This is a genomic window from Oerskovia enterophila (genome assembly GCF_001692445.1).
GTDB classification, from domain to species: domain Bacteria; phylum Actinomycetota; class Actinomycetes; order Actinomycetales; family Cellulomonadaceae; genus Oerskovia; species Oerskovia enterophila.
In genome coordinates, this window is record NZ_MAQA01000010.1 from 38145 (window position 1) to 59250 (window position 21106).

Below are 21106 nucleotides of genomic sequence, written 5' to 3' on the forward strand. Positions count from 1 at the left end.
GTGGTGGTCGTCGGCCCGCCGACCGCGGGACCGTGGTTCGGACGACGGTCGGGACGCGCCCGGTGGGACCGCCCCGGACGGAGCGGTCCCACCGGGACCCGGGATGCTAGTCGGCGTCCTTCCAGGTGCTGACGAGCGAGTCGAGCCGGGAGTCGGCACCGAACGTGAGCCCGTGCACGGTCGGCTGGGTGCCGATCACGCTCGTGAGCTCGTGCACCGGGATCTGGTAGTACTGGCTCGCGAGGCGCTCCTGGGCCTGCGCCAGGATCTCCGCGCGCTCGGCCGGGTCGCCGGCGGCCAGCTGGGCCTGGAGCAGAGCCTCGAGCTCAGGGTCGGTGATGCGCGGGTAGTTCGTCGCGCCGGTCGAGAAGGCCGTCCGCAGGATGTCCCCGTCGGCACGGGACTGGTTGTGCCAGGCGAAGTCGTAGTCCCCGCCCTGCTGGCGCTCGAGGAACTCCGGCACGGTCCCGCCTTCGAGGGTGATCTCGATGCCGACCGCCTTGAGCTGCTGCTGGAGGAGCTCGAGCGACGTCTGGTTCGGGCCGAAGTTCGTGATCCACGCGACCTTGAGGGACAGCTTCTGCCCGTCCTTCTCGCGGACGCCGTCGGAGCCGACCGTCCACCCGGCCTGGTCCAGGAGCTTCTCGGCCTTGGCACGGTCGAACGCGAAGTACGAGCTCTGGTCGGCCCAGCCGGGTGTGGTGCTCGCGAGGACGCTCGTCGCGACCGCGAAGCTCCCGTTGAGCGACGTGTCCCTGATCTCCTCGGCATCGATCGCGAAGGAGATCGCCTCGCGCACCTCGACGTCCGACACGATGGGGCGCGAGTTGTTGAAGTAGACGCCGAACACGTTGCCCGGGTTGGCACGGCTGATCACCGGGAAGCCGCTGGTCTCGAGCGTCTCGATGTCGGTCGGCTGGATCCCTCCGGCGACGTCGACCTGGTCGGACGTCAGGCTGCCGGTGCGCACACCCGCCTCGGGGACCACCTGGAACGTGACCTTCTCGAGGTGCGGGGCACCGTCGTTGCCCAGCGCGGAAGGTGCCCAGGCGTACTCGGCGCGCTGCGCCAGGACCGTCTCGACGTCCTTGGTGTACGACTCGAGGACGAACGGACCGGTGCCGACGACCCCTTCTCCCGTCGCCCGGTCGTCGAACGGGATCGCGACCGTCGACGCGGCGACGATCCCCAGGGCGGGCGACGCCGTCGAGCTGGGGAAGGCCGCGTTGGGCGTCGCGAAGTCGACCTCGACGGTGTCGTCGTCGATCACGTTCGTCCCTTCGTAGCCCACGAAAGAGCTGAGCGCGCCGCTCTTCGCCCCTGCCGCCACGATGTCGTCGAAGGTCCCCTTGACCTCGGCCGCCGTCAGGGGCGTGCCGTCGGAGAACGTGACGTCGTCACGCAGCTCGAACGTGAAGGTCGTGGCGTCCGCGTTGGCGCTCCAGCTCGTCGCGAGCCACGGTTCGAGCTCGTTCGTGTCCGGGTTCTGGTAGAGCAGCGAGTCCACGATCTGCCGGGTGACGTAGAGGGTGTCGTTGCCCGACCCCGTGCCGGAGGGGTTGAGCGAGATCGGGTCGTTCCCGATCGCGAAGGTGAGCTCACCTCCGTCGACCGGGCCCGAGGTCGAGGCCGAGACGTCGTCCGCGGCCGAGCCGGTCCCGGTCCCCCCACCGCACGCGGTCAGGGCAAGGGTGGCGGCGACGGACGTCGCGAGGGCGGTTCCTCCCCGTCGGATACGTGCGTTCATGATTCTCCTTCGTCGTGGACCGAGGTCCGGTGGTGGGTGGTGCGGAAAGCGCGGGTCAGTCCTGATGGAGCGCGCGGGCGCCCGGGATCGCGTCGAGCAGGTTGCGGGTGTACTCGTGCCGGGGCGAGCGGAAGACCTCGTCGACCTGCCCGGTCTCGACGACCTTGCCCCGGTGCATGACCGCGACGGTGTGGGCGATCTCCCGGACAACCGCGAGGTCGTGCGAGATGAACAGGTAGCTGAGCCCGAGCGACTCCTGAAGCCCGGAGAGCAGCCCGAGGATCTGGGACTGCACCTGGACGTCGAGGGCCGAGACGGGCTCGTCGAGCACGAGGAGCTCGGGGTTGATCGCGAGAGCCCGTGCGATCGCGACCCGCTGGCGCTGCCCGCCCGAGAGCTCGGACGGCTTGCGGTCGAGCGCCGAGGCCGGCAGAGCGACGACGTCGAGCAGCTCGAGCGCGCGCGAGCGCCGCTCGTGCCTCGAACCCAGGCCGTACGCGGCGAGCGGGTCGGTCACGACCTCGCCCACCGACAGCCGGGGGTTGAGCGAGGCGAACGGGTTCTGGTGCACGAGCTGGACCCGGCGCCGGAGGTCGCGCAGGCGTGCCCCACGCACCGCGGTCACATCGGCCCCGTCGAACGTCACGGACCCGCTCGTGACGTCGGTCAGCCGCAGCGCGAGCCGCGCGGTCGTCGACTTCCCGGAGCCGGACTCCCCCACGAGGGCGAACGTGTGGCCGCGCGGGATCCGGAAGCTCACGTCGTCGACGGCACGATGGGTGCCGCCCCCGGCGGCGCGCGGGAGGGGGAAGTCCTTGACCAGGTGTCGGGCCACCAGGACGTCCTGCCCGGTCGGGTCCGCCGGTCCGTCGTCGGCCGCCCGTGCGACGAACGGGTCCCCCGCGCGCCCGGCGAACGTCCGTTCGCTCACGGCACGGGGCAAGGGTGTCGCTGTCCGACGCAGCTCGCCGTGCGCGTTGAGGCTCGGAGCCGAGGCGAGGAGTGCTCGCGTGTAGGGGTGCTCAGGGTGCTCGAGCACCTCGCGCGGGGTGCCGACCTCGACGACCCGCCCCTCCGACATGACGACGATCCGGTCTGCCCGGTCCGCTGCCACGCCGAGGTCGTGGGTCACCAGGAGGACGCTCGTCGCGGTCCGTCGGGTCAGTGCCGCGAGGTGGTCGAGGATCTGTCGCTGGACCGTCACGTCGAGCGCGCTCGTGGGTTCGTCGGCGATCAGCAGCGCGGGTTCCGCGATGATCGCGATCGCGATGAGGACGCGCTGGCGCATGCCGCCCGAGAGCTCGTGCGGGTACTGCTGCGCGCGGACCTCGGGGTCCTCGAGGCCCGCGGCCCCGAGCGCCTCGACGGCCTGCGCCCTGGCAGACCTGCGGTCGGCCAGACCGTGGACGAGCAGGACCTCTGCCACCTGGTGGCCGATGCGCTTGACCGGGTCGAGCGAGACCGTGGGGTCCTGCGGGACGAGCCCGATCTGCCGGCCGCGGAACGACCTCAGCGCCGCGGGCGAGGCGGTCGCCAGGTCGGTTCCCTGGAAGACGATCCGGCCGTGCGTGACCGCCGCGGACGACGCGAGGAGCTGGACGATCGCGTGCGCGGTCGTGGACTTCCCCGACCCGGACTCGCCGACGACCGCCACGGTCTCGCCGGGGAGCACGTCGAACGAGACGTCCTGGACGGCCGCGACCGTCCCGCGGCGCGTGCGGTACTCGACCGCCAGGCTGTCGATGCGCAGCAGCGGTGCGCTCCGGTCCGTGCTCATCGGTTCCGCCGTCCTTCGGTGTCGAGGGCTCGCGAGATGCGGTTGGCCGAGAGGACCGTCAGCACGATCGCGAGCCCGGGGAGGGTCGTGAGCCACCACGCGTTGCGCAGGAAGTCACGTCCGGTCGAGACGAGCTGACCCCACTCGGGGGCAGGCGGCGGCGCCCCGTAGCCCAGGAAGCTGAGGGACGAGACCGCCAGGATCGCGGTGCCGAGCTCGAGGGTCGCGAGGACCACGACGGGCCCGGCCGAGTTCGGCAGGACGTGCCGCAGCAGCACGCGGTGCCAGCGGTTCCCCGACGCCTGCGCGGCCTCGACGTACACCGAGCTGCGGACGCGCACGACCTCGGACCGCATGATGCGGGCGACGCTCGCGACGCTCGCGAGCCCCACCGCGATCGCGACGTTCACGGTGCCGAACCCGAGGACCGTGACGAGCGCGAGCGAGAGCAGCAGGCTCGGGATCGCGAGCAGGACGTCGGCGACCCGCATGACGGCGTCGTCGACCCAGGAGCCGAAGAACCCCGCGAGCAGGCCCAGCGTCGAGCCGACGACGAGCCCGAGGCCGACCGCGATGAGCGAGGCCTGGAGCGTGAGCGCCGTGCCGTGGACCACCCGGGAGTAGAGGTCGCGGCCGAGCTGGTCGGTCCCGAACCAGTGCTCGGCCGACGGCGGCTGGAGCTTGTCGGCCGGCACCCCGGTCAGCGGGTCGGAGTGCGCGAGCAGCGTCGGGGCGAACGCGGCCACCAGGACGACGACGATCCAGACCACTGCGGCGAGCAGCCCGGGCCGCCGGACCACGAAGCCCAGGCCCGCCACGAGGCTCGCGAGACCACGGACGCGGCCGGGCGGCAGGTCCGCGGTCGAGGGCCGCCGGAGACCGGGCGTGGTGCCGTCGACGGCATCGGCCGCCGGCAGGACGCTCTGCTCGTGCGGGGCGAGGACTGTGTCGGTCATGCTGCACCTCCGTGAAGGACGGCGACCTCGGGGGTCGACGATCTGGTGGGTACGGTCTGGTCCTCGGGGATGGCGGTCCCTCCCCCGGGCGTCGCCCCAGGCGTGGTCGCGCCTCGGCGACGTCCCGTCACCACGCGGGGATCGAGCAACGGATAGGCCAGGTCGACGAGCAGGTTGGACACGACGAACACGATCGCGGCGAAGATCACGATGCCCTGCACGACCGGGATGTCCTGGGTCTGCACCGCGGACGCGGTCACGCGGCCGAGTCCCGGTCGGGAGAACACCGTCTCGGTGACGACCGTCCCGGAGAGCAGCTGGCCGACGATCAGACCGGTCATCGTCAGCGCGGGCAGGGCGGCGTTGCGCAGGGCGTGCGAGAAGAAGACCCTCGGGCGCCCGGCTCCCTTGGCCCACACCGCGTCGATGTAGGGCTCGCGCAACGTGGTCGCCAGGCTCTTGGACAACAGCTGGGCGATCGTCGCCCCCGTGGGCACGGCGAGCGTGATCGCGGGCAGGACGATCGAGGCGAACCCCTTGTTCCCCATCGCGGGGAAGATCGGCAGGGTGAAGGAGAACCACTGGATGAGCAGGAGGCCGAACCAGAAGGCGGGGATCGCGACCCCGAGCGGCGGCAGCCCGAGGAGCAGCTGCCCGAGACCGCGGAACCGTGTGTAGGTGGCCGCGACGGCCAGCCCTCCGCCGAGCACCACCGCGAGCAGCAGACCGGCCGCGGCGATCTGCACGGTCGGTGGGATCGCCTCGACGATGAGGTCCGCAGCGGGGCGCCCCGTGCTGATCGACTGACCGAGGTCCCCGCGGAACAGCCCGGCGAGCTGGGAGAAGTACTGGACCACGAGCGGGCGGTCCAGACCGTGCTCGGCCCGGAGCGCGTCGAGCTGCTCGGGGGTGATGTCGTTGGCGTCGGCCCCGGCCATGAGCTGGGCCGGGTCGCCGGGCAGGGCGTAGAGCACGATGAAGGACACCGTGTAGGCGGCCCAGAGCACGCCGACCGCCTGGGCCAGTCGCGTCGCGAGATAGCGTCCCATGGTGGTTCTCCTCCTCCGTCAGGCGCCGACGGCGACGGCGGCGGCGGTCCGCTCGACGAGCGGCGATCCCGGAACGGTCGAGCCGGCCGTTCCCGCACGGCCCGTGGCCGGCGTCCAGCCGAGGGCCGGGGCGACGAGTGTCGCGACGTCGTGCAGGATCTGCTCGTACTCCTCGTCGCTGAGCTCGTAGGGCAGCTCGAGGCGCAGCTCGCTGACCTCGCCCACGACGGCGTCCGCCACGAGCCCCTCGAGGATCTCCTCGCTGGGCCCCACGAGATCGGGCGCGAAGAGCGTCCGGCGCTCGCCCTGCGGGGCGAGGGTCCGGGCTCGGCGCGACTCCTCGAAGGCTCGGTAGCGTCGGCGCGACGAGGCGTCGGCGCTGTCGGTCGGCACGATGACCCGCCCGAGCGCGACCCGCGTGGTCCGCCCGCCGCCGCGCCCCGCGCGGTAGGCGGCGAGGTTCGCGAGCTGGGCGGTGACGAAGTCGTCCGACTCCTCGCCTGCCACGATGTTCCCGGTCAGGAGGTTGAGCCCGTTGCGCGCGGCCCACTCGGTCGACCGGCGCGAGCCGGCGCCGTACCAGAGGCGGTCGACGAGCCCCGGGCTGTGCGGCTGCAGCCGGGGACGCTGGACGTTCCCGGGCGAGTGCACCACGGTGTCCTCGTCGCCGATGAAGCCGCCCGACAGGTTGGCCGCGAGCCGCTCGATACGTGCGTGCGAGAAGTCGTGGGACTCCCAGTCCCCGTCGAAGACCAGGTCACCGATCAGGTCGGCGTGCGGCGGACGGCCCGCGCTCAGGCCCACCTGGAGGCGCCCCTGCGCGAGGACGTCGGCGGTCGAGAGGTCCTCCCCGAGGCGGAACGGGCTCTCGTACCCGATCGGGATGACGCCCGTCCCCAGCTCGATCGTGCTCGTGCGCTGGGACGCCGCAGCGAGGAAGACGGTCGCCGACGAGATCCCGTGCTCGAGGTGCCGCTGGCGGACCCACGCTCCGTCGAACCCCCAGGCCTCGGCGCGCTCGAACAGCCGCAGCGTCGCCTCGAGACCGCTGGCGGGGTCGTCGTCCGGGAAGTTCCCGGGGGTGAGGAAGGCCAGCGAGGAGATCGCCGGGGTGCTCTGGCTCACGGTGGTGCGTCCTTCGGTCGGACGACGTGCGGGTCCCGCCCGTCCCCGGGCACGCCACAGGAACCCGTGGACGGGGGTCGTTCGTCACGTCGTGTGCTTACCGCGACCTGTCGGCGCGGTCAGGTCCTGCCCGGAGCACCCCGTCACATCGAAGGGTTGCTGGCCAGCGAGCCGGGTCTTGGCGCTGGCGCTCTTCACCTGCCGCACAGGAAAGCCTCCCGGCGCCGTGCAGTCAAGGAGTGAGAGCGGCGTCCCACTCCATGAGACAACGCAAACGAGAGACGGGGCCCGGAGACCGTTCCAGGTCTCCGGGCCCCGTCGTGGGACCGAGCGCCGCGTCCGCGCTGCAGCGCGCCGCGAGCAGCCCTCAGGACGCCTTGCGCCTGCGCCCCACGAGCACCAGGTCGTCGCGGTGCACGACCTCGCGGTCGTAGCCCTCGCCGAGCTTGTCGCGCAGCTCGTGCGTCGAGCGGCCGAGGAGGTCGGGGATGTCGGTCGAGTCGAAGGCCACGAGGCCGCGCGCGATCACGCGCCCGTCGGGCGCGACGAGCTCGACGGGGTCGCCCGCGTCGAAGTCGCCCGTGACCCCGACCACGCCCGCGGGCAGCAGCGAGGCCCGCCCGCCCAGGACCGCGGTCACGGCCCCCTCGTCGAGCTCGAGGCGCCCCCGCGTGCGCGCGGCGTGCGCGAGCCACAGGCGTCGGCGCGTGGTGCGCTTGCCCGTCACGGCGAACCAGGTCCCGACCTCGCGCCCGGCGAGCGCGCCCTCGGCGTTCGCGGCCTTGGTCAGCACGACCGGGATGCCCGAGCCGGTCGCGATGCGCACGGACTCGAGCTTGGTGAGCATGCCGCCCGTCCCGACCGAGCTGCCGCGCCCCGTGACCTCGATGCCCTCGAGGTCGAGCGGCGAGCGGACCTCGCGGATGCGCTGGGTGCCGGGGCGCGAGGGCGGGCCGTCGTAGAGCCCGTCGACGTCGGTCAGCAGCACCATGACGTCGGCGCGGACCAGGTGCGAGACGAGCGCCGCGAGGCGGTCGTTGTCGCCGAAGCGGATCTCGTCGGTCGCGACCGCGTCGTTCTCGTTGACGACGGGCACGACGCCCAGGTCGAGGAGCCGCTCGAGCGAGCGCTGCGCGTTGCGGTAGTGCCCGCGGCGGATGGTGTCCTCGGCCGTGAGGAGGACCTGCCCCACGCGGATGCCGTACTCGGCGAACGCCTGGGCGTACCGGGCGACCAGGAGGCCCTGGCCCACCGAGGCCGCGGCCTGGGCCGTGGCGAGGTCGCGTGGTCGGGCGCTGAGGCCGAGCGGACCGATCCCCGCCGCGATCGCCCCGGACGTCACGAGCACGACCTGCCCGCCCGCGGCGTGCCGCGCGGCGATGACGTCGACGAGCGCGTGCAGGGCCGGGACGCTGAGGTGCCCGTCCGGTCCGGTGAGCGAGGAGGAGCCGATCTTGACGACGACCCGGTGGGCCGTGGCGACCTGGGAGCGTGCGGAGAGCGCATTCACCGGGACATCATCGCGCGCCGGGCGCCCGGGCGCGGAGTCATGTCACCGTGTGACACCCCGGGGTGAGACGACATGGACCCTGTCGCGCCGTGGTGTCAGAACTGCACCGGCGCATGGCCCGGTGCACTTCTGACAGCTTCTCCGGCGTGAGCCCGCCCGACGACGTCGCCCACCTCCCGCTCCCGTCCCACCCGGGCGGTGGTCGTCGCTCGACCGGTACGCCGCAGGGCGGGCACGACCCGAGGGGCCGTACCCGCCCTGCGGGCGGACGTCGTGGGCGACGGCATCGGCGCGGGAGTCGGGCGTCGGGGCACCCGACCGCTCGGCCCGTCGCTGCGGCACCGTGTCCGGAGGTCAGTCCTTCTCGGGGTCCGTCCAGTGACCGGACTCGCGCTCGGTCCAGAGCTCTGCGCGGGCCTCGGCCTTGGCGTCCATGCGCTCGTTGTACTCGCGACGCTTGTCGTTGCGCGTGGGGCGCGAGTGGTCGTCGAAGCGCAGGTCGGTGCCGCGGGGTCCGCCGAGGTGCTCGGAGCCGGTGATGAGCGTGGGCTCCCAGTCGAAGACCACGGCGTTCTTCTCGGACCCGATCCGCACCTCGTCGCCGGCGACCGCCCCGGCCTTGAAGAGCTTCTCCTCGACGCCCAGGCGGGCGAGACGGTCCGCGAGGTAGCCGACGGCCTCCTCGTTCGCGAAGTCGGTCTGACGGACCCACCGCTCGGGCTTGGCACCGCGGACCTCGAAGTAGAACGTGCCGTCGCCCGCGTTCTTGCGGGTGACCGTGAACCCGGCGTCGTCGACGGCCTTGGGGCGCAGGATCGTGCGCACCGGAGCGGGCGCGGGGGTCTCGCGGCGCGCCGTGTCGACGAGCCCGGCGAGCGCGTAGGTCAGCTGGCGCAGGCCCTCGTGGCTCGCGGCCGAGATCTCGAAGACCTGCAGGCCGCGGGCCTCGAGGTCGGGGCGGACCAGGTCGGCGAGCTCGCGCGCCTCGGGCACGTCGATCTTGTTGAGCACGACGAGGCGCGGGCGCTCGTTGAGCGGCAGTCCGCCCACGACGCCCGAACCGTCGAGGTCGCCCGAGTAGGCGGCCAGCTCGGCCTCGAGGGCCTCGAGGTCGGAGATGGGGTCGCGGCCCGGCTCGAGCGTCGCGCAGTCGAGCACGTGCACGATCACGGCCGTGCGCTCGATGTGGCGCAGGAACTCGAGCCCGAGCCCCTTGCCCTCGCTCGCACCGGGGATGAGGCCCGGGACGTCGGCGACCGTGAAGCGCACGTCGCCGGCCTGGACCACGCCGAGGTTCGGGACGAGTGTCGTGAACGGGTAGTCGGCGATCTTGGGTCGTGCGGCCGAGATCGCGGCGACGAGCGAGGACTTGCCCGCGCTCGGGAAGCCGACGAGCGCGACGTCCGCGATCGACTTGAGCTCGAGGACGAAGTCGACCTCCTCGCCGGGCTCGCCCAGGAGAGCGAAGCCCGGGGCCTTGCGGCGCGGGGAGGCGAGGCCGTGGTTGCCCAGGCCGCCGCGACCGCCCGCAGCGGCGACGTACTCGGCGCCCTCGCCGATGAGGTCGGCCAGCACGTTCCCCTGACGGTCCTTGACCACGGTGCCGTCGGGCACGCGCAGGATCAGGTCCTCACCGTTGGCACCTTCCCGGTAGTCGCCCTTGCCCTGGGTCCCGGACGCGGCGTGCCGGTGCGGCGAGTGGTGGAACTCGAGGAGCGTCGTGGTCTGCGTGTCGACGACGATCCGCACGCTCCCACCGTCCCCACCCTTGCCGCCGTCGGGGCCGGCGAGCGGCTTGAACTTCTCCCGACGGATGGAGGCGCAGCCGTTTCCGCCGTCACCGCCGGAGGCGTGCAGAACGACGCGGTCGACGAACGTGGCCATGGAAAGGGTCCTCTCGAGCGGGGGGAAGAACACCAGGAGGGGCGCACCGCGTCGGTGCGCCCCTCCTGTCAAGCATGTGCAGCGTCGTGGATCAGGCCTCGGCAGAGACGATGTCGACGACCTTGCGGCCACGGCGCGTACCGAACTGGACGGCGCCGGCGGTCAGGGCGAACAGCGTGTCGTCGCCACCGCGACCGACGTTGTTGCCCGGGTGGAAGTGGGTGCCGCGCTGGCGGACGATGATCTCGCCGGCGCTGACGACCTGGCCACCGAAGCGCTTCACGCCGAGGCGCTGGGCGTTGGAGTCACGACCGTTGCGCGAGGAGCTCGCGCCCTTCTTGTGTGCCATGTCGAACCTGCTTTCGTGCTGGAAGAAGAGGGGGTGGGATCACCTGCGGCGGCTCTCACGAGCCACCGAGGGAAGTCACTTGATGCCGGTGACCTTGAGGCGGGTCAGCTGCTGACGGTGACCCTGGCGCTTGCGGTAGCCGGTCTTGTTCTTGTACTTGAGGATCGTGATCTTCGGGCCCTTTTCGTCCCGGACGACCTCAGCAGTGACCTTGACCTTCGCGAGCGCCGCAGCGTCGTGGGTCACCTTCTCCCCGTCCACCAGCAGGATCGCAGGAAGCTCGACGGACTGTCCGGCACCAGCCGACAGACGGTCGACGACGACGATATCGCCGACGGACACCTTCTCCTGGCGGCCACCGGCCTTGACGATCGCGTACACCACGTTGTTGCTCATCTCTTCTAGTCTTGGCGTGCTCGCCATGTCTGGCCGTCTTGGCAGGACTCAACACACCTGTGCGTGCGAGTGCGACCTGTCCATGGGCACACGGGACCAGTGCGCACCGAGCGCACCGACGTTCAAGATTACGGAATCCCAGGCGCAGGGTCAAATAGCCGCACCCGGGCCCGCCGGTCAAGTCGGCACGCCCGGGCGCGGCGATCGGCCCCCCGTTCGAGGACCGGGTTCAGTCGAGGACGAACGTGACCTCGAGCGCCACCTGCCAGGCCACGATCTTCCCGTCCCTGACCTCGACCTTCTGCTCCTTGACCCACGCGCCCGTGAGGTTGCGCAGGGTCTCGCTCGCCCGCTCGATCCCGGTCTTGACCGCGTCGTCGAAGCTCACGTCGGACCGTGCACTGATCTGGGTGATGCGCGCTACCGAGCCGCTCATGACGTCCTCCGTCATCGTCGGGCGGGCGCCCCGTCGCGCCCGCGCTCCCCTCCACGATCCTCCGCGCCCCCGCGGGTCGCCAGCGCAGCGACCGGATCGTCCGCCGGCGTGCGATCCGGCCGCCCGAGGCCGGGCGGGACGGGGCCGCCGACGAGCGCCTCGGCACCGGCCGTCACCCGAGCCGCGTCGCGAGCCCCGCCACGATCACGTCGACCCCGAACACGAACCGCTCCTCGAACGCCGCCGCCTGCGAGCGGTCGAGCTCGCGCCGGTCGGCGGCCTGCTCCTCCACGACGAAGCCCAGGACGAAGGCGAGCAGCGTCCCCCAGGCGCGCGCGGCGCCGTCGGGCCCGAACCCCGCCGCCGTGAGGATGCCCATGGGCACCTCGACCGCGCCGCGCAGCGACTCGTCGGTGACGAAGGTCCCGCTGAAGACCCGCGCCCCGTCGCGGTGCGAGAGCAGCATCTCGCGCAGGGCGGTCGCGGACTCGCGCACGCACTCCTGCCAGGGCGCCCCCGCAGCCACCGCCTCGTCCCAGGCCGCGCCCTCGACGAGGTCGCGCAGCATGGTGGCCGCCATCTCGTCGAGCAGGTCGCGCTTGCCCGCGAAGTGCCAGTAGAGCGCGGGCGCCTTGACGTCGAGGTCCTGGGCGAGCCGGCGCAGCGTCAGCCCGTCGAGGCCGACCTCGTCGAGCAGCGCGAGCGCCGCCCGCACCACCCGTTGCCGGTCGAGCCGCTCGGCCACCGCTCCACCTCCTCGCGCGCCCGGCACGTCCGGACCACCACACCTTGACACCTTAACGATGTTCAGCAACTCTAACGCTGTTAGATTGAACGACGTTAAGGAGACTCTGATGCGCGTCCTGCTCGTGATCGACCACCCCTACGAGGGCAGCTACAGCCGGGCGCTCGCCGCAGCCGCGATCCGCGGCGCCACGACGGCCGGGCACGAGGTCGACGTGATCGACCTCGACCTCGACGACTTCGATCCCGTGGTCCGGCGCGCGGACCTGGGCGCATGGCGCGAGGGACGGACCGTGGATCCACGGGCCGCGGAGTACCAGGAGCGGCTGGCCGCGGCCGACCACCTCGTCCTCGTCCACCCGGTCTGGTGGGAGGTCATGCCCGCGCGTCTCAAGGGCTTCTTCGACAAGGTCCTCGTGCCCGGGTTCGCCTACACCGAGAACAGGGTCGGGGCTCTCCAGGGCCTGCTCGGGCTCTCGGGGGTCACGCTCGTGACGACCATGACGACCCCCGGCCCGCTCTACCGCACGTGGTTCGGCGCGCCGGTCCAGCGGGTCGTCGCCCGCGGGGTCTTCGGCCAGCTCGGCGTGCGGCGGGTCCGGTGGGTCAACCACGCGCGCGTCGCCCAGGTCTCGCCGGCGCGACGCGAGCGCTGGCTCCGGCGCCTCGAGCGCCTCGCCGCGGAGCTCCCCGAGCCGTCGGGAGCCGTCCGCGACCGCGCAGTCCGGCGCCGCCGCGACCTGGACGCGCAGGAGGCCGCGCGGCACGCCCTGCCGAGCCCGACGCCCGTCGGGCCCGCGGCCTGAGCGCCTGACCCCGGGACGACGAAGGACCCCGGCCGGAGCCGGGGTCCTTCGTCGAGCTGCGTGCGCCGGAGCGTCAGGCGTCCGCCTGACCGTTCGACCCGGCGGCCTGCGCCTGGGCGATCTGGGCGCGGACGTCGTCCATGTCGAGGCCCTTGACCGCCTCGACGACCTGCTCGAGAGCGGGTGCGGGGAGCGCGCCGGGCTGCGAGAAGACGAGCACGCCCTCGCGGAACGCCATGAGCGTCGGGATCGAGGTGATGTTCGCCGCGGCCGCGAGGCCCTGCTCGGCCTCGGTGTCGATCTTGCCGTGCACGACGTCCGGGTGGGTCTCCGAGGAGGCCTCGAACACCGGGGCGAACTGGCGGCACGGGCCGCACCACGACGCCCAGAAGTCCACCAGGACGATGTCGTTGTCCTTGATGGTCTGCTCGAACGTGGCGCCGGTGAGTTCCTGGGTTGCCATGAAGGTCCTTCCTGAGGGGTTCACCAGGTGCAGCAACCTGCCGCGGCCGGGTATTCCCGGCGCGGCGGGCGGGAGTCCGCGCGTGCTGCCGGCTCGGACCCTCCCCGTCAGCCCAGCCTGCACGGCCGTGAGCGAGGTCACGTCTAGGCTGTGGCGCGTGGAACGCCTCAGGCCGCGCACGATCGCGGGATACGCCATCGGTTCGGTCGGCACGGGTGGGTTCGGCACGCTGCCCGGCCTCATGCTCCTGTACTACCTGACCGACGCGCTCGCCGTCCCGGCCGCGGTCGCGGGCCTGGTCGTCACCGGCGCCAAGGTCTGGGACGTCGTGATCGACCCGTTCATCGGGTACGGCAGCGACCGCGACCTAGTGCGCACCGGGTCCAGGCGGCGCTTCATGACGATCGGCGCGGTCGCGATCCCGGTGTTCTTCGCGCTGACGTTCGCCGTGCCGGCGGGGGCCTCGACCGTGGCCGCCTCGATCTGGGTGCTGGTCGCGTTCCTGCTCGCGGCCACCGCGTTCTCGATGTTCCAGGTCCCGTACATCGCGCTGCCCGCGGAGATCGCCCCGACGTACGACGAGCGCACGCGCCTCATCAGCTGGCGCGTGGCGACGCTCGCGTTCGCGATCCTGCTCTTCGGGGCCGGGGGCCCGGTGCTGCGCGGCGAGACGAGCTCGCTGTCCGGGTACCTGACGCTCGGCGTGGTCGCGGGCCTGGTCATCGGGGCAGGCATGTTCGTCGCGTCGCGCGTGGCCCCGCGGGGCGCACGCGCAGCAGGCCCGACGGCGCCGCTCCCCCCGGGCGCGCAGGCCGCAGCCCCGGCAGCGGCGGTCTCGGCGCTCGGGGCCTTCCGGATCGCGGTCGCCGAGGCGGTCTCGACCCTGCGCCGGAGCCAGCCGTTCCGCGTGCTGCTGACCGCGTTCTTCCTCCAGGCGCTCGCGACGGGCCTCATGCTCGCGGCCGCGAACTACGTCGCGACGTACGTCCTGGAGTCGGACCTCGCGGTGAGCCTGCTGTTCGCGGCGCTCATCGCCCCCGCGCTGCTCGTCATGCCGCTCTGGAACCGGCTCGCGCGCCGCGTCGGCAAGGAGCGCAGCTTCGTCCTGGCGAGCGCGCTGTTCGCGCTCGCGACGCTGTGCATGGTGCCCCTCGCGTGGGCCCCGGGCGCCTGGGTCTACCTGCCCACGGCCCTCGCGGGCGTCGGCTACGCGGGCATGCAGGCCCTGCCGCTCGCGATGCTCCCCGACGTGATCGCGCACGACGCGCGCACCACACCTGGTGTCGCCGACCGTGGTGGGGCGTTCAGCGGCGTGTGGACCGCGGGCGAGACGACGGGCATGGCGTTCGGCGCCGGCCTGCTGAGCCTCGTGCAGTGGGTCACGGGCTACCAGTCCTCGAGCGCGGGCGTCACGCCCGAGCAGTCCAGCGCCGCGATCGACGGCATCGCGCTCTCGTTCTCGCTGGTCCCGGCGGTTCTTGTCGCGCTGAGCCTCGTCGCCCTCGTACGCTATCGACTGCGCAGGGGCGACATCGACGTGCCCACCGAGGAGTCCGCCGCGCATGAGCGCCCTTGACGACACCCCCCTGCCCGCCCCGCCCGTCCTGAGGGCCGAGGGCATCCTCGACCGCCTCGCAGCACTGCGTGCGGCCGACGCCCCCACGCACGGGGGCCGCGTGCTCTCGTACGTCTACGACCCGGACCTGGCCGAGCTCGACGCTCTCGCCGGCGACGCGATCCGCGCGGTCCAGCCGCTCAACGCCCTGGACCCCACGACCTTCTCGTCGGTCGCGGTCATGGAGCGCGAGCTCGTGTCCTTCGCGCGCGACATGCTGCACGGGACGGGCGCGCAGGACGCGAGCGGCGTCGTCGGGACCGTGACGTCCGGCGGGACCGAGAGCTGCCTGCTGGCGGTCAAGACCGCGCGCGACGCGTTCCTCGCCGCCCAGCCGGCACAGGCCGACGGGTCGCCGCGCACGCTCGCGACGCTCGGCTTCGCGCTGCGCGTCGTCGCACCCACGACCGTGCACGCCGCGTTCCACAAGGCCGCGGCCTACCTGGGGCTCGAGCTCGTGCTGGTCCCCGTCGACCCCGCGTCGTGCCGCGCCGACCCGGCCGCCCTGGCCGAGGCCGTGGGCGACGGACGCGACGTCGCGCTCGTCGTGGTCTCGGCGCCCTCCTACCCGCACGGGGTCGTGGACCCTGTCGAGGAGGTCGCGGCGGCCGCGAGCGCCCTGGGCGTGCCGGTCCACGTGGACGCGTGCGTGGGCGGCTGGGTCCTGCCCTTCTGGCCCGACGCCGCAGCCCAGGTCCCGGTCTTCGACTTCCGCGTCCCGGGCGTCACGTCGATCTCGGCCGACGTCCACAAGTACGGGTACGCCCCCAAGGGCACCTCGGTCCTCCTGACACGCGACCGCGACCGCCAGCGCCACCAGCTGTTCGCGACGACGCGCTGGCCCGGCTACCCCGTGGTGAACTCGACGATCATGGGCTCCAAGTCGGCGGGGCCGCTCGCTGCGGCCTGGGCCGTGACGCAGGCGCTCGGCGTGCCCGGCTACCAGGCCGTGACGGCCCGCTGCGCGGGAGCCACGTCCGCCCTGCACGAGGTGCTCGGGTCGATCGAGGGCCTGCGGGTCGTCGGGCTCCCGGTGGGGCCGCTCGTGGCGGTCGCGACCGACGAGTCCGTCCCTGCCGACCGCCGGATCGACCCGCACGTGTGGTCGGACGCGGTGCGCGCGAGCGGGTTCGTGCTCCAGCCCCAGCCGGGCTTCACGCAGCCCGACGGCTCGCGGCTGCCGCACACGACGCACTTCACGGTGACCCCGGTGACGGCTGGCGTCGTCGGCGGGCTGGGAGCCGCGCTCCTCGACGCCGCGGAAGCCGTGCGCGGTGTGCCGCGGCCCGACCCCCAGCAGGTCCTCGCTGGGCTGCTCGCGACCCTCGCCCCGGGCGTCGAACCCACCGACGCGGTCGCCGCGCTCGGGTCGCTCGACTCGGCCACGGCCTGGGAGCTCGTGCAGCGCACGGTGCTGGGGGGCGCCGACACGCGCGGAGGCGACGCACCCGAGCCCGGCACGGGGCCCATGGCCCCGCTCCTGGCGCTCGTCGAGGCGCTGCCGCCCGCGGTGAGCGAGCGCCTGCTCGTCGAGCTCATCGCCCGGCTCGCCGAGCCCGTTCCCGGTTCCGCGGAGGACTGAGGCCCCGGGCGGAGGGGCGTCGCGGTGCTCGCTCGACGAGACGCCGCGGCGCCCCTCCCGTCGGGGTCCCGTCGCCCGCGGTCCAGCGCACGGGACGGGCGCGGGTGGTAGAACAGTCGGGTGACGGACACCGCGGACTTCCCGCCCGACGACTTCTCCCGTGAGCTCCCCCAGCCGGCCGGGTGGCTGAGCGCCGAGGACCTCGCGGCCGCACGGTCGCACCTTCCCCTCGTCTACGTCGACGCCATCCCGGTCCGGGTCGACGACTCGGGCGACGTCGTCGCGGTGGGCCTGCTCCTGCGCGTGACGCCCGAGGGCCAGATGACACGGGCCCTGGTGTCGGGGCGCGTGATGTACCACGAGCGGATCCGCGACGCGCTGCTGCGGCACATCGAGAAGGACCTGGGCCCGGTGGCCCTCCCCCACGTCCCGGCCTCCCCCCAGCCGTTCACGGTCGCCGAGTACCTCCCGACACCCGGCATCACGGGCTACCACGACCCGCGTCAGCACGCGGTCTCGCTCGCGTACGTCGTCCCGGTCTCGGGAGACTGCCAGCCCCAGCAGCAGGCGCTCGAGCTGGCGTGGCTCACGCCCGAGCAGGCGTGCAGCGACCAGGTGCAGCTCGAGATGCACGGTGGGCAGGGCACGCTCCTGCGCCAGGCCATGGCGTACGTCGGCCGGCTCACGTGAGCACGGCGCGGGTCGCCTCGCCGTCGAGCACCGGATGGCGAGGCCTGACGGCTGCCCGCTGGTGGCACGGCGTCGTCGCAGCCATGGCGCTCGTCGGCGTCGTCTGGGAGCTCTTCGGCACGCTCGGGCGCGGGCCGCTCCCGGGCGACACCACCGTGGACCTCGTCGTCCACTTCTTCAGCTACTTCACCATCCTGTCGAACATCCTCGTCGGGGTCACGTGCGCGCTGCTCCTCGTGGACCCGCTGCGCGACGGGAAGGTGTTCCGCGTCGCGCGGCTCGACGCGCTGCTGTGCATCGCCGTGACCGGGATCGTCTACAACACCGTGCTCGCGGGGCTCAACGAGCTGAGCGTCGCCGGCTTCTTCACGAACCTCCTCATGCACCAGGCAGGGCCGCTGCTCGCGGTCGTGGGCTGGCTCGTCGTGGGCCCGCGCCCGCGCATCGACACCGCGACCGTGTGGTGGTCCGTCGTGGCTCCGCTCGCGTGGATCGTCTACATCTTCGTCCAGGGAGCGTTCTCCCGCTGGTACCCCTACCCGTTCATGGACGTGACCCAGATCGGGTACCCGCAGGCGTTGGTCAACACGGGCATCGTGGCCGTGGTCTTCCTGGGGCTCGCGGCCCTCCTGGGCTGGATCGACCGGCGCATGGAGCCGGCCCCCGCGCAGGGCTGACGGCCGCGTCCCGTCGGGCTCGCGAGACGTCCTGATCTTCACCCGCTCGGCCCGGACCGCTCGTCTCGCGCGCCTGCCGGGGCGGCCCCCTGGCGGCGGTAGCGTGTCGCCATGTCGAAGACGTCGAAGAAGAAGTCGAAGAAGGACAAGGCCCCGACCCTGTCCCGTGAGGTCTACGAGGCCGAGCTGTTCCGGCTCCAGGCGGAGCTCGTCAAGCTCCAGCAGTGGACGCAGGCCACGGGCGCTCGGGTCGTGGTGATCTTCGAGGGTCGTGACGCCGCGGGCAAGGGCGGCACGATCAAGCGCATCACGCAGTACCTCAGCCCCCGCGTCGCCCGCATCGCGGCACTGCCCACGCCCACCGAGCGCGAGCGCTCCGAGTGGTACTACCAGCGCTACATCGCCCACCTGCCGGCGGCGGGCGAGATCGTGCTGTTCGACCGCTCCTGGTACAACAGGGCAGGCGTCGAGAAGGTCATGGGCTTCTGCACCCCCCAGGAGTACCAGCGCTTCATGCGCCAGACCCCGGTCTTCGAGGAGATGCTCATCGACGACGGGATCCTGCTGCGCAAGTACTGGTTCTCGGTCTCGGACGCCGAGCAGCTCAAGCGTTTCCGCTCACGCCTGTCCGACCCGGTGCGTCAGTGGAAGCTGAGCCCCATGGACCTCGAGTCGATCCACCGCTGGGAGGACTACTCGCGCGCCAAGGACGAGATGATGGTGCACACCGACGTCCCCGAGAGCCCGTGGTTCGTCGTCGAGTCGGACTCCAAGAAGAACGCCCGGCTCAACATGATCGCCCACCTGCTCTCGACCATCCCGTACGTCGACGTGCCGCACGACAAGGTCGTGCTGCCCGACCGCCCCCAGGCGTCGAGCAGCTACGTGCGCCCGCCGCGCGAGCTGGCGAACTACGTCCCGGACCACGTGGCCCAGCTCCTGGGCGACCCCGAGAACGGGTTCTGAGCGGCGCGCTCTAGAGCTCGAGCGTGGGCCAGTCCGCGAAGTCCTCGCGCATCCTGCGGTCGTGCGTCGCGACGACCACGGCCGCAGGCGTGACGCGCAGCGCCTGGGTGAGCTCGTCGACCAGGTCGATCGAGAGGTGGTTGGTCGGCTCGTCGAGCAGCAGGACGTGCGGCACCGCGAGCAGCGCGCGGGCCAGGTCGAAGCGGCGACGCTGCCCCGCGGACAGCTCGCGCAGCGGGCGGTCCAGGTCTTCCTCGGTCAGCAGCCCGAGGAACGCGACGGGTACCAGGTGGTCCGGGTCGAGCGTTCCGGCCGAGAGCAGGTCGAGCGCCTCCTGCGCGTACTCCTCGAAGCCCGTGCGCTCCTCGGCGCCCGGCGGGAGCGCGGGGCCCTCCTGCGCGACGATCCCGACCCGCACCCCCTCGGCGACGGACCGCGTGCCGCGGTCGAGCCGGACCGTTCCCGCGAGCGCCGCGAGCAGGGTCGACTTGCCCGACCCGTTCGGCCCGGTGATCAGCAGCCGTCCCGACGGCGGGATCGCGATGCGCGTCCCGGGCAGATCGAGCCGGGCACCGGCGGGTGCTGCAGCGGTAGCCGGGACGTCGTCGCCGTCGGGACGGCCGCCGGGCTCGCTCTGACGCTCGCGCTGCCCCGCGTCCACGCGCGTGCTGCGCACCTCGAGCAGCGACAGGTCGGGAGCCCACCCGGGCGACATGGCCAGCAGGTCGGGGAAGCGCAGCTCGAGCGGGGGCACGGGCACCTCGACGGCCTCGGCCTCGAGCTTCTGCACGAGCCGGTCCGCGGCCTTGACGTGGATGCGCGCGTGCGTCGCACGACGGTGCTTCTGGCTCCCCTTGGCGGGTCGCCACTCGTCGGAGAGCCCCTCGTACGACGCGTCGAGGCGCTCGGCGAGCTTCTCGGCACGCTTGCGCTCGGCCCGGTAGCGCTGACGCCACCGGTGCAGGGCCTGGTTCTTGGCGAAGCGGTAGGCGAGGTAGCCCGGCTGCCCGTACAGGACGGGCTTGCCGTCCATCGCGGGGTCGAGGTCGAGGATCTCGGTCGCGACGTCGTCGAGCAGCTGGCGGTCGTGCGTGACCATGACGATCCCGCCGCCCCACGCCACGATCTCGCCCGTGAGGAAGTCGATGCCGCTCGTGTCGAGGTGGTTGGTCGGCTCGTCGAGCAGGAGCAGGTCGCTGCGCTCGGCCAGGCGGCACGCGAGGCGCACGCGGTAGCGCTCGCCGACCGAGAGCGTCAGGAGCTCGCGGTGCGGGTCGCGGCACGCGCCCAGCCGGGACAGCGCGACCTCGACGCGACGGTCGGCGTCCCACACGGCCAGGTGCTCGGCGCGGGCCAGGACGTCCGAGAGCTCGGCGAGGCTGCCGTGCTCGTGGTCGAAGTCGCGCGTCACGGCGTCGAGCTCCGCTCCCACGGCGCGCACGGTCGCGAGGCTGTCGCGGACCAGGTCGCCCACGGTCTGACCGGGCAGCGGGACGAGCTCCTGCTCGACGACGGCGAGCGAGCCCTGGCGGCGCACGTCACCTCCGCCGGGCGGCAGCGTCCCGGCCAGGACGCCCAGGAGCGTCGACTTCCCGCTGCCGTTCTCACCGACCACGCCGAGGCGCGTGCCGGGGGCGACGCGCAGGGAGACGCCCGAGAGGACGGGGCGTCCGGGGTAGGAGAAGGAGAGGTCGTCGACAGCCAGGTGCACGGGTCAACCCTAGAGGGAGCCGACGGGCGAGCGCGCACTTGCCTCCAGCCTGGCCTTCGTCCCGGCCGTGGACGTGGCCCGCGCGACAGCGGGCAGGGCGCCGCGGGGAGCCAGGAGAGGGTGGTGCTCCGGTAGCGTCGTGGCCATGACCTCGACGCCTGCCACCGCCCCGAACCCGACCCGCCCGACCGTCCGGACGGGCGTCGTCGCCCTGGCCGTCGTGCTCGACGTCGTCGCGGTCCTCGCGTTCGCGGCGGGAGGCCGGGCGACGCACTCCGCGGACAGCCCGCTGACCGCGGTCCTGTCGATCGCCTGGCCGTTCCTCGTAGGCCTCGCCGCGGGCTGGGTCCTGCTGCGCGCGTGGCGCCGGCCGTTCGCGGCCTGGCCGACGGGCCTCGTGCTGTGGGTCACGACGTGGGTCGTGGGGATGGCGCTGCGCTGGGCCACGGGCGAAGGGCTGGCGACCGCGTTCCTCGTGGTGTCGGCAGCGTTCCTGCTCGCGACGCTCGTGGGCTGGCGGCTCGTCGCGCTCCTGGTGGTCACGCTGCGCGGGCGCCGGTAGGGCCGTACGTCTCGTGACCTGGGGCGCCCGCTGCGCGGGGGCAGGCAGCCCGTCTCGTGAC

General features: G+C 72.9%; 20 protein-coding genes and 1 riboswitch. Of the genes, 7 read left to right on the forward strand and 13 right to left on the reverse strand.

All coding sequences use genetic code 11. The annotated features are described in order from the left end of the window. Positions 1 to 106: 106 nt before the first annotated feature. The 11 genes from OERS_RS05935 to OERS_RS05985 form a co-directional block, all read right to left on the reverse strand. On the reverse strand, positions 107 to 1747 hold the full coding sequence (locus OERS_RS05935; protein ID WP_068625109.1) for an ABC transporter substrate-binding protein: 1641 nt from the start codon (positions 1745 to 1747) through the stop codon (positions 107 to 109). A 55-nt stretch (positions 1748 to 1802) separates the two neighbouring features. After that, positions 1803 to 3524: a dipeptide ABC transporter ATP-binding protein gene (locus tag OERS_RS05940; RefSeq protein WP_068625110.1), complete on the reverse strand. Its 1722-nt coding sequence runs from the start codon at positions 3522 to 3524 to the stop codon at positions 1803 to 1805. Continuing rightward, on the reverse strand, positions 3521 to 4480 hold the full coding sequence (locus tag OERS_RS05945) for an ABC transporter permease (RefSeq protein WP_083201263.1): 960 nt from the start codon (positions 4478 to 4480) through the stop codon (positions 3521 to 3523). The genes OERS_RS05940 and OERS_RS05945 overlap by 4 nt, the downstream gene beginning before the upstream one ends. Then, positions 4477 to 5529 (reverse strand): ABC transporter permease, encoded by a 1053-nt coding sequence (locus tag OERS_RS05950; protein ID WP_083201264.1) that lies wholly within the window; start codon positions 5527 to 5529, stop codon positions 4477 to 4479. The genes OERS_RS05945 and OERS_RS05950 overlap by 4 nt, the downstream gene beginning before the upstream one ends. Positions 5530 to 5547: 18 nt before the next feature. Further along, a complete protein-coding gene (locus OERS_RS05955) occupies positions 5548 to 6654 on the reverse strand; it encodes an LLM class flavin-dependent oxidoreductase (protein ID WP_068625111.1) in 1107 nt (368 codons plus the stop codon). Between the two features lie 88 nt (positions 6655 to 6742). After that, positions 6743 to 6853, reverse strand: a riboswitch (SAM riboswitch). Between the two features lie 168 nt (positions 6854 to 7021). After that, positions 7022 to 8164 (reverse strand): glutamate 5-kinase, encoded by a 1143-nt coding sequence (gene proB / locus OERS_RS05960; RefSeq protein ID WP_068625112.1) that lies wholly within the window; start codon positions 8162 to 8164, stop codon positions 7022 to 7024. Positions 8165 to 8518: 354 nt separating this feature from the next. Continuing rightward, complete coding sequence (obgE, locus tag OERS_RS05965; protein WP_056650519.1) at positions 8519 to 10048, reverse strand: GTPase ObgE; 1530 nt, start codon at positions 10046 to 10048, stop codon at positions 8519 to 8521. Between the two features lie 91 nt (positions 10049 to 10139). Beyond that, entirely contained in the window at positions 10140 to 10397 is a 258-nt protein-coding gene (gene rpmA / locus OERS_RS05970) for a 50S ribosomal protein L27 (protein ID WP_030151568.1), read from the reverse strand. A 75-nt stretch (positions 10398 to 10472) separates the two neighbouring features. Beyond that, the gene (gene rplU / locus OERS_RS05975; protein ID WP_191789147.1) at positions 10473 to 10781 is read right to left on the reverse strand and encodes a 50S ribosomal protein L21; all 309 of its coding nucleotides are present in this window, start codon (positions 10779 to 10781) and stop codon (positions 10473 to 10475) included. A 241-nt stretch (positions 10782 to 11022) separates the two neighbouring features. Further along, positions 11023 to 11229, reverse strand: coding sequence for a dodecin family protein (locus tag OERS_RS05980; protein WP_056651409.1), 207 nt, complete (start codon positions 11227 to 11229; stop codon positions 11023 to 11025). Between the two features lie 172 nt (positions 11230 to 11401). Next, positions 11402 to 11974, reverse strand: coding sequence for a TetR/AcrR family transcriptional regulator C-terminal domain-containing protein (locus tag OERS_RS05985; protein ID WP_068625113.1), 573 nt, complete (start codon positions 11972 to 11974; stop codon positions 11402 to 11404). A gap of 58 nt (positions 11975 to 12032) precedes the next feature. Here OERS_RS05985 and OERS_RS05990 point away from each other — a divergent pair, with 58 nt between their 5' ends. Further along, positions 12033 to 12779 (forward strand): NAD(P)H-dependent oxidoreductase, encoded by a 747-nt coding sequence (locus OERS_RS05990; protein ID WP_082618387.1) that lies wholly within the window; start codon positions 12033 to 12035, stop codon positions 12777 to 12779. A gap of 73 nt (positions 12780 to 12852) precedes the next feature. Here OERS_RS05990 and trxA read toward each other — a convergent pair whose 3' ends face one another. Then, the gene (gene trxA / locus OERS_RS05995; protein ID WP_056650509.1) at positions 12853 to 13242 is read right to left on the reverse strand and encodes a thioredoxin; all 390 of its coding nucleotides are present in this window, start codon (positions 13240 to 13242) and stop codon (positions 12853 to 12855) included. Positions 13243 to 13399: 157 nt separating this feature from the next. Between trxA and OERS_RS06000 the strand changes: the two genes are divergently transcribed. The 5 genes from OERS_RS06000 (at position 13400) to ppk2 (ending at position 18772) form a co-directional block, all read left to right on the forward strand. Then, the gene (locus OERS_RS06000) at positions 13400 to 14818 is read left to right on the forward strand and encodes an MFS transporter (RefSeq protein ID WP_231907802.1); all 1419 of its coding nucleotides are present in this window, start codon (positions 13400 to 13402) and stop codon (positions 14816 to 14818) included. Continuing rightward, positions 14805 to 16439, forward strand: a complete 1635-nt coding sequence (locus OERS_RS06005; protein WP_068625114.1) for a pyridoxal phosphate-dependent decarboxylase family protein — start codon at positions 14805 to 14807, stop codon at positions 16437 to 16439. The genes OERS_RS06000 and OERS_RS06005 overlap by 14 nt, the downstream gene beginning before the upstream one ends. A gap of 120 nt (positions 16440 to 16559) precedes the next feature. Beyond that, positions 16560 to 17129 (forward strand): NUDIX hydrolase family protein, encoded by a 570-nt coding sequence (locus OERS_RS06010; RefSeq protein WP_056650504.1) that lies wholly within the window; start codon positions 16560 to 16562, stop codon positions 17127 to 17129. Further along, the gene (locus OERS_RS06015) at positions 17126 to 17806 is read left to right on the forward strand and encodes a Pr6Pr family membrane protein (protein ID WP_231907803.1); all 681 of its coding nucleotides are present in this window, start codon (positions 17126 to 17128) and stop codon (positions 17804 to 17806) included. Before OERS_RS06010 ends, OERS_RS06015 begins: the two co-directional genes overlap by 4 nt. A 111-nt stretch (positions 17807 to 17917) precedes the next feature. Next, positions 17918 to 18772: a polyphosphate kinase 2 gene (ppk2, locus tag OERS_RS06020; protein WP_068625115.1), complete on the forward strand. Its 855-nt coding sequence runs from the start codon at positions 17918 to 17920 to the stop codon at positions 18770 to 18772. A 10-nt stretch (positions 18773 to 18782) separates the two neighbouring features. Here the strand turns inward: ppk2 and OERS_RS06025 are convergent, their stop codons facing one another. After that, on the reverse strand, positions 18783 to 20483 hold the full coding sequence (locus tag OERS_RS06025; RefSeq protein WP_068625116.1) for an ABC-F family ATP-binding cassette domain-containing protein: 1701 nt from the start codon (positions 20481 to 20483) through the stop codon (positions 18783 to 18785). A gap of 145 nt (positions 20484 to 20628) precedes the next feature. Here OERS_RS06025 and OERS_RS06030 point away from each other — a divergent pair, with 145 nt between their 5' ends. After that, positions 20629 to 21045 (forward strand): DUF3054 domain-containing protein, encoded by a 417-nt coding sequence (locus tag OERS_RS06030; protein WP_082849084.1) that lies wholly within the window; start codon positions 20629 to 20631, stop codon positions 21043 to 21045. The last annotated feature ends 61 nt before the right edge of the window (positions 21046 to 21106 follow it).

Bases quoted from the DNA above. Each gene is read 5' to 3' on its own strand.
- OERS_RS05935 (WP_068625109.1), bottom strand. From the start codon at position 1,747: ATGAACGCACGTATCCGACGGGGAGGAACCGCCCTCGCGACGTCCGTC.
- OERS_RS05940 (WP_068625110.1), bottom strand. From the start codon at position 3,524: ATGAGCACGGACCGGAGCGCACCGCTGCTGCGCATCGACAGCCTGGCG.
- OERS_RS05945 (WP_083201263.1), bottom strand. From the start codon at position 4,480: ATGACCGACACAGTCCTCGCCCCGCACGAGCAGAGCGTCCTGCCGGCG.
- OERS_RS05950 (WP_083201264.1), bottom strand. From the start codon at position 5,529: ATGGGACGCTATCTCGCGACGCGACTGGCCCAGGCGGTCGGCGTGCTC.
- obgE (WP_056650519.1), bottom strand. From the start codon at position 10,048: ATGGCCACGTTCGTCGACCGCGTCGTTCTGCACGCCTCCGGCGGTGAC.
- rpmA (WP_030151568.1), bottom strand. From the start codon at position 10,397: ATGGCACACAAGAAGGGCGCGAGCTCCTCGCGCAACGGTCGTGACTCC.
- OERS_RS05980 (WP_056651409.1), bottom strand. From the start codon at position 11,229: ATGAGCGGCTCGGTAGCGCGCATCACCCAGATCAGTGCACGGTCCGAC.
- OERS_RS05990 (WP_082618387.1), top strand. From the start codon at position 12,033: ATGTTCAGCAACTCTAACGCTGTTAGATTGAACGACGTTAAGGAGACT.
- trxA (WP_056650509.1), bottom strand. From the start codon at position 13,242: ATGGCAACCCAGGAACTCACCGGCGCCACGTTCGAGCAGACCATCAAG.
- OERS_RS06005 (WP_068625114.1), top strand. From the start codon at position 14,805: ATGAGCGCCCTTGACGACACCCCCCTGCCCGCCCCGCCCGTCCTGAGG.
- ppk2 (WP_068625115.1), top strand. From the start codon at position 17,918: ATGTCGAAGACGTCGAAGAAGAAGTCGAAGAAGGACAAGGCCCCGACC.
- OERS_RS06030 (WP_082849084.1), top strand. From the start codon at position 20,629: ATGACCTCGACGCCTGCCACCGCCCCGAACCCGACCCGCCCGACCGTC.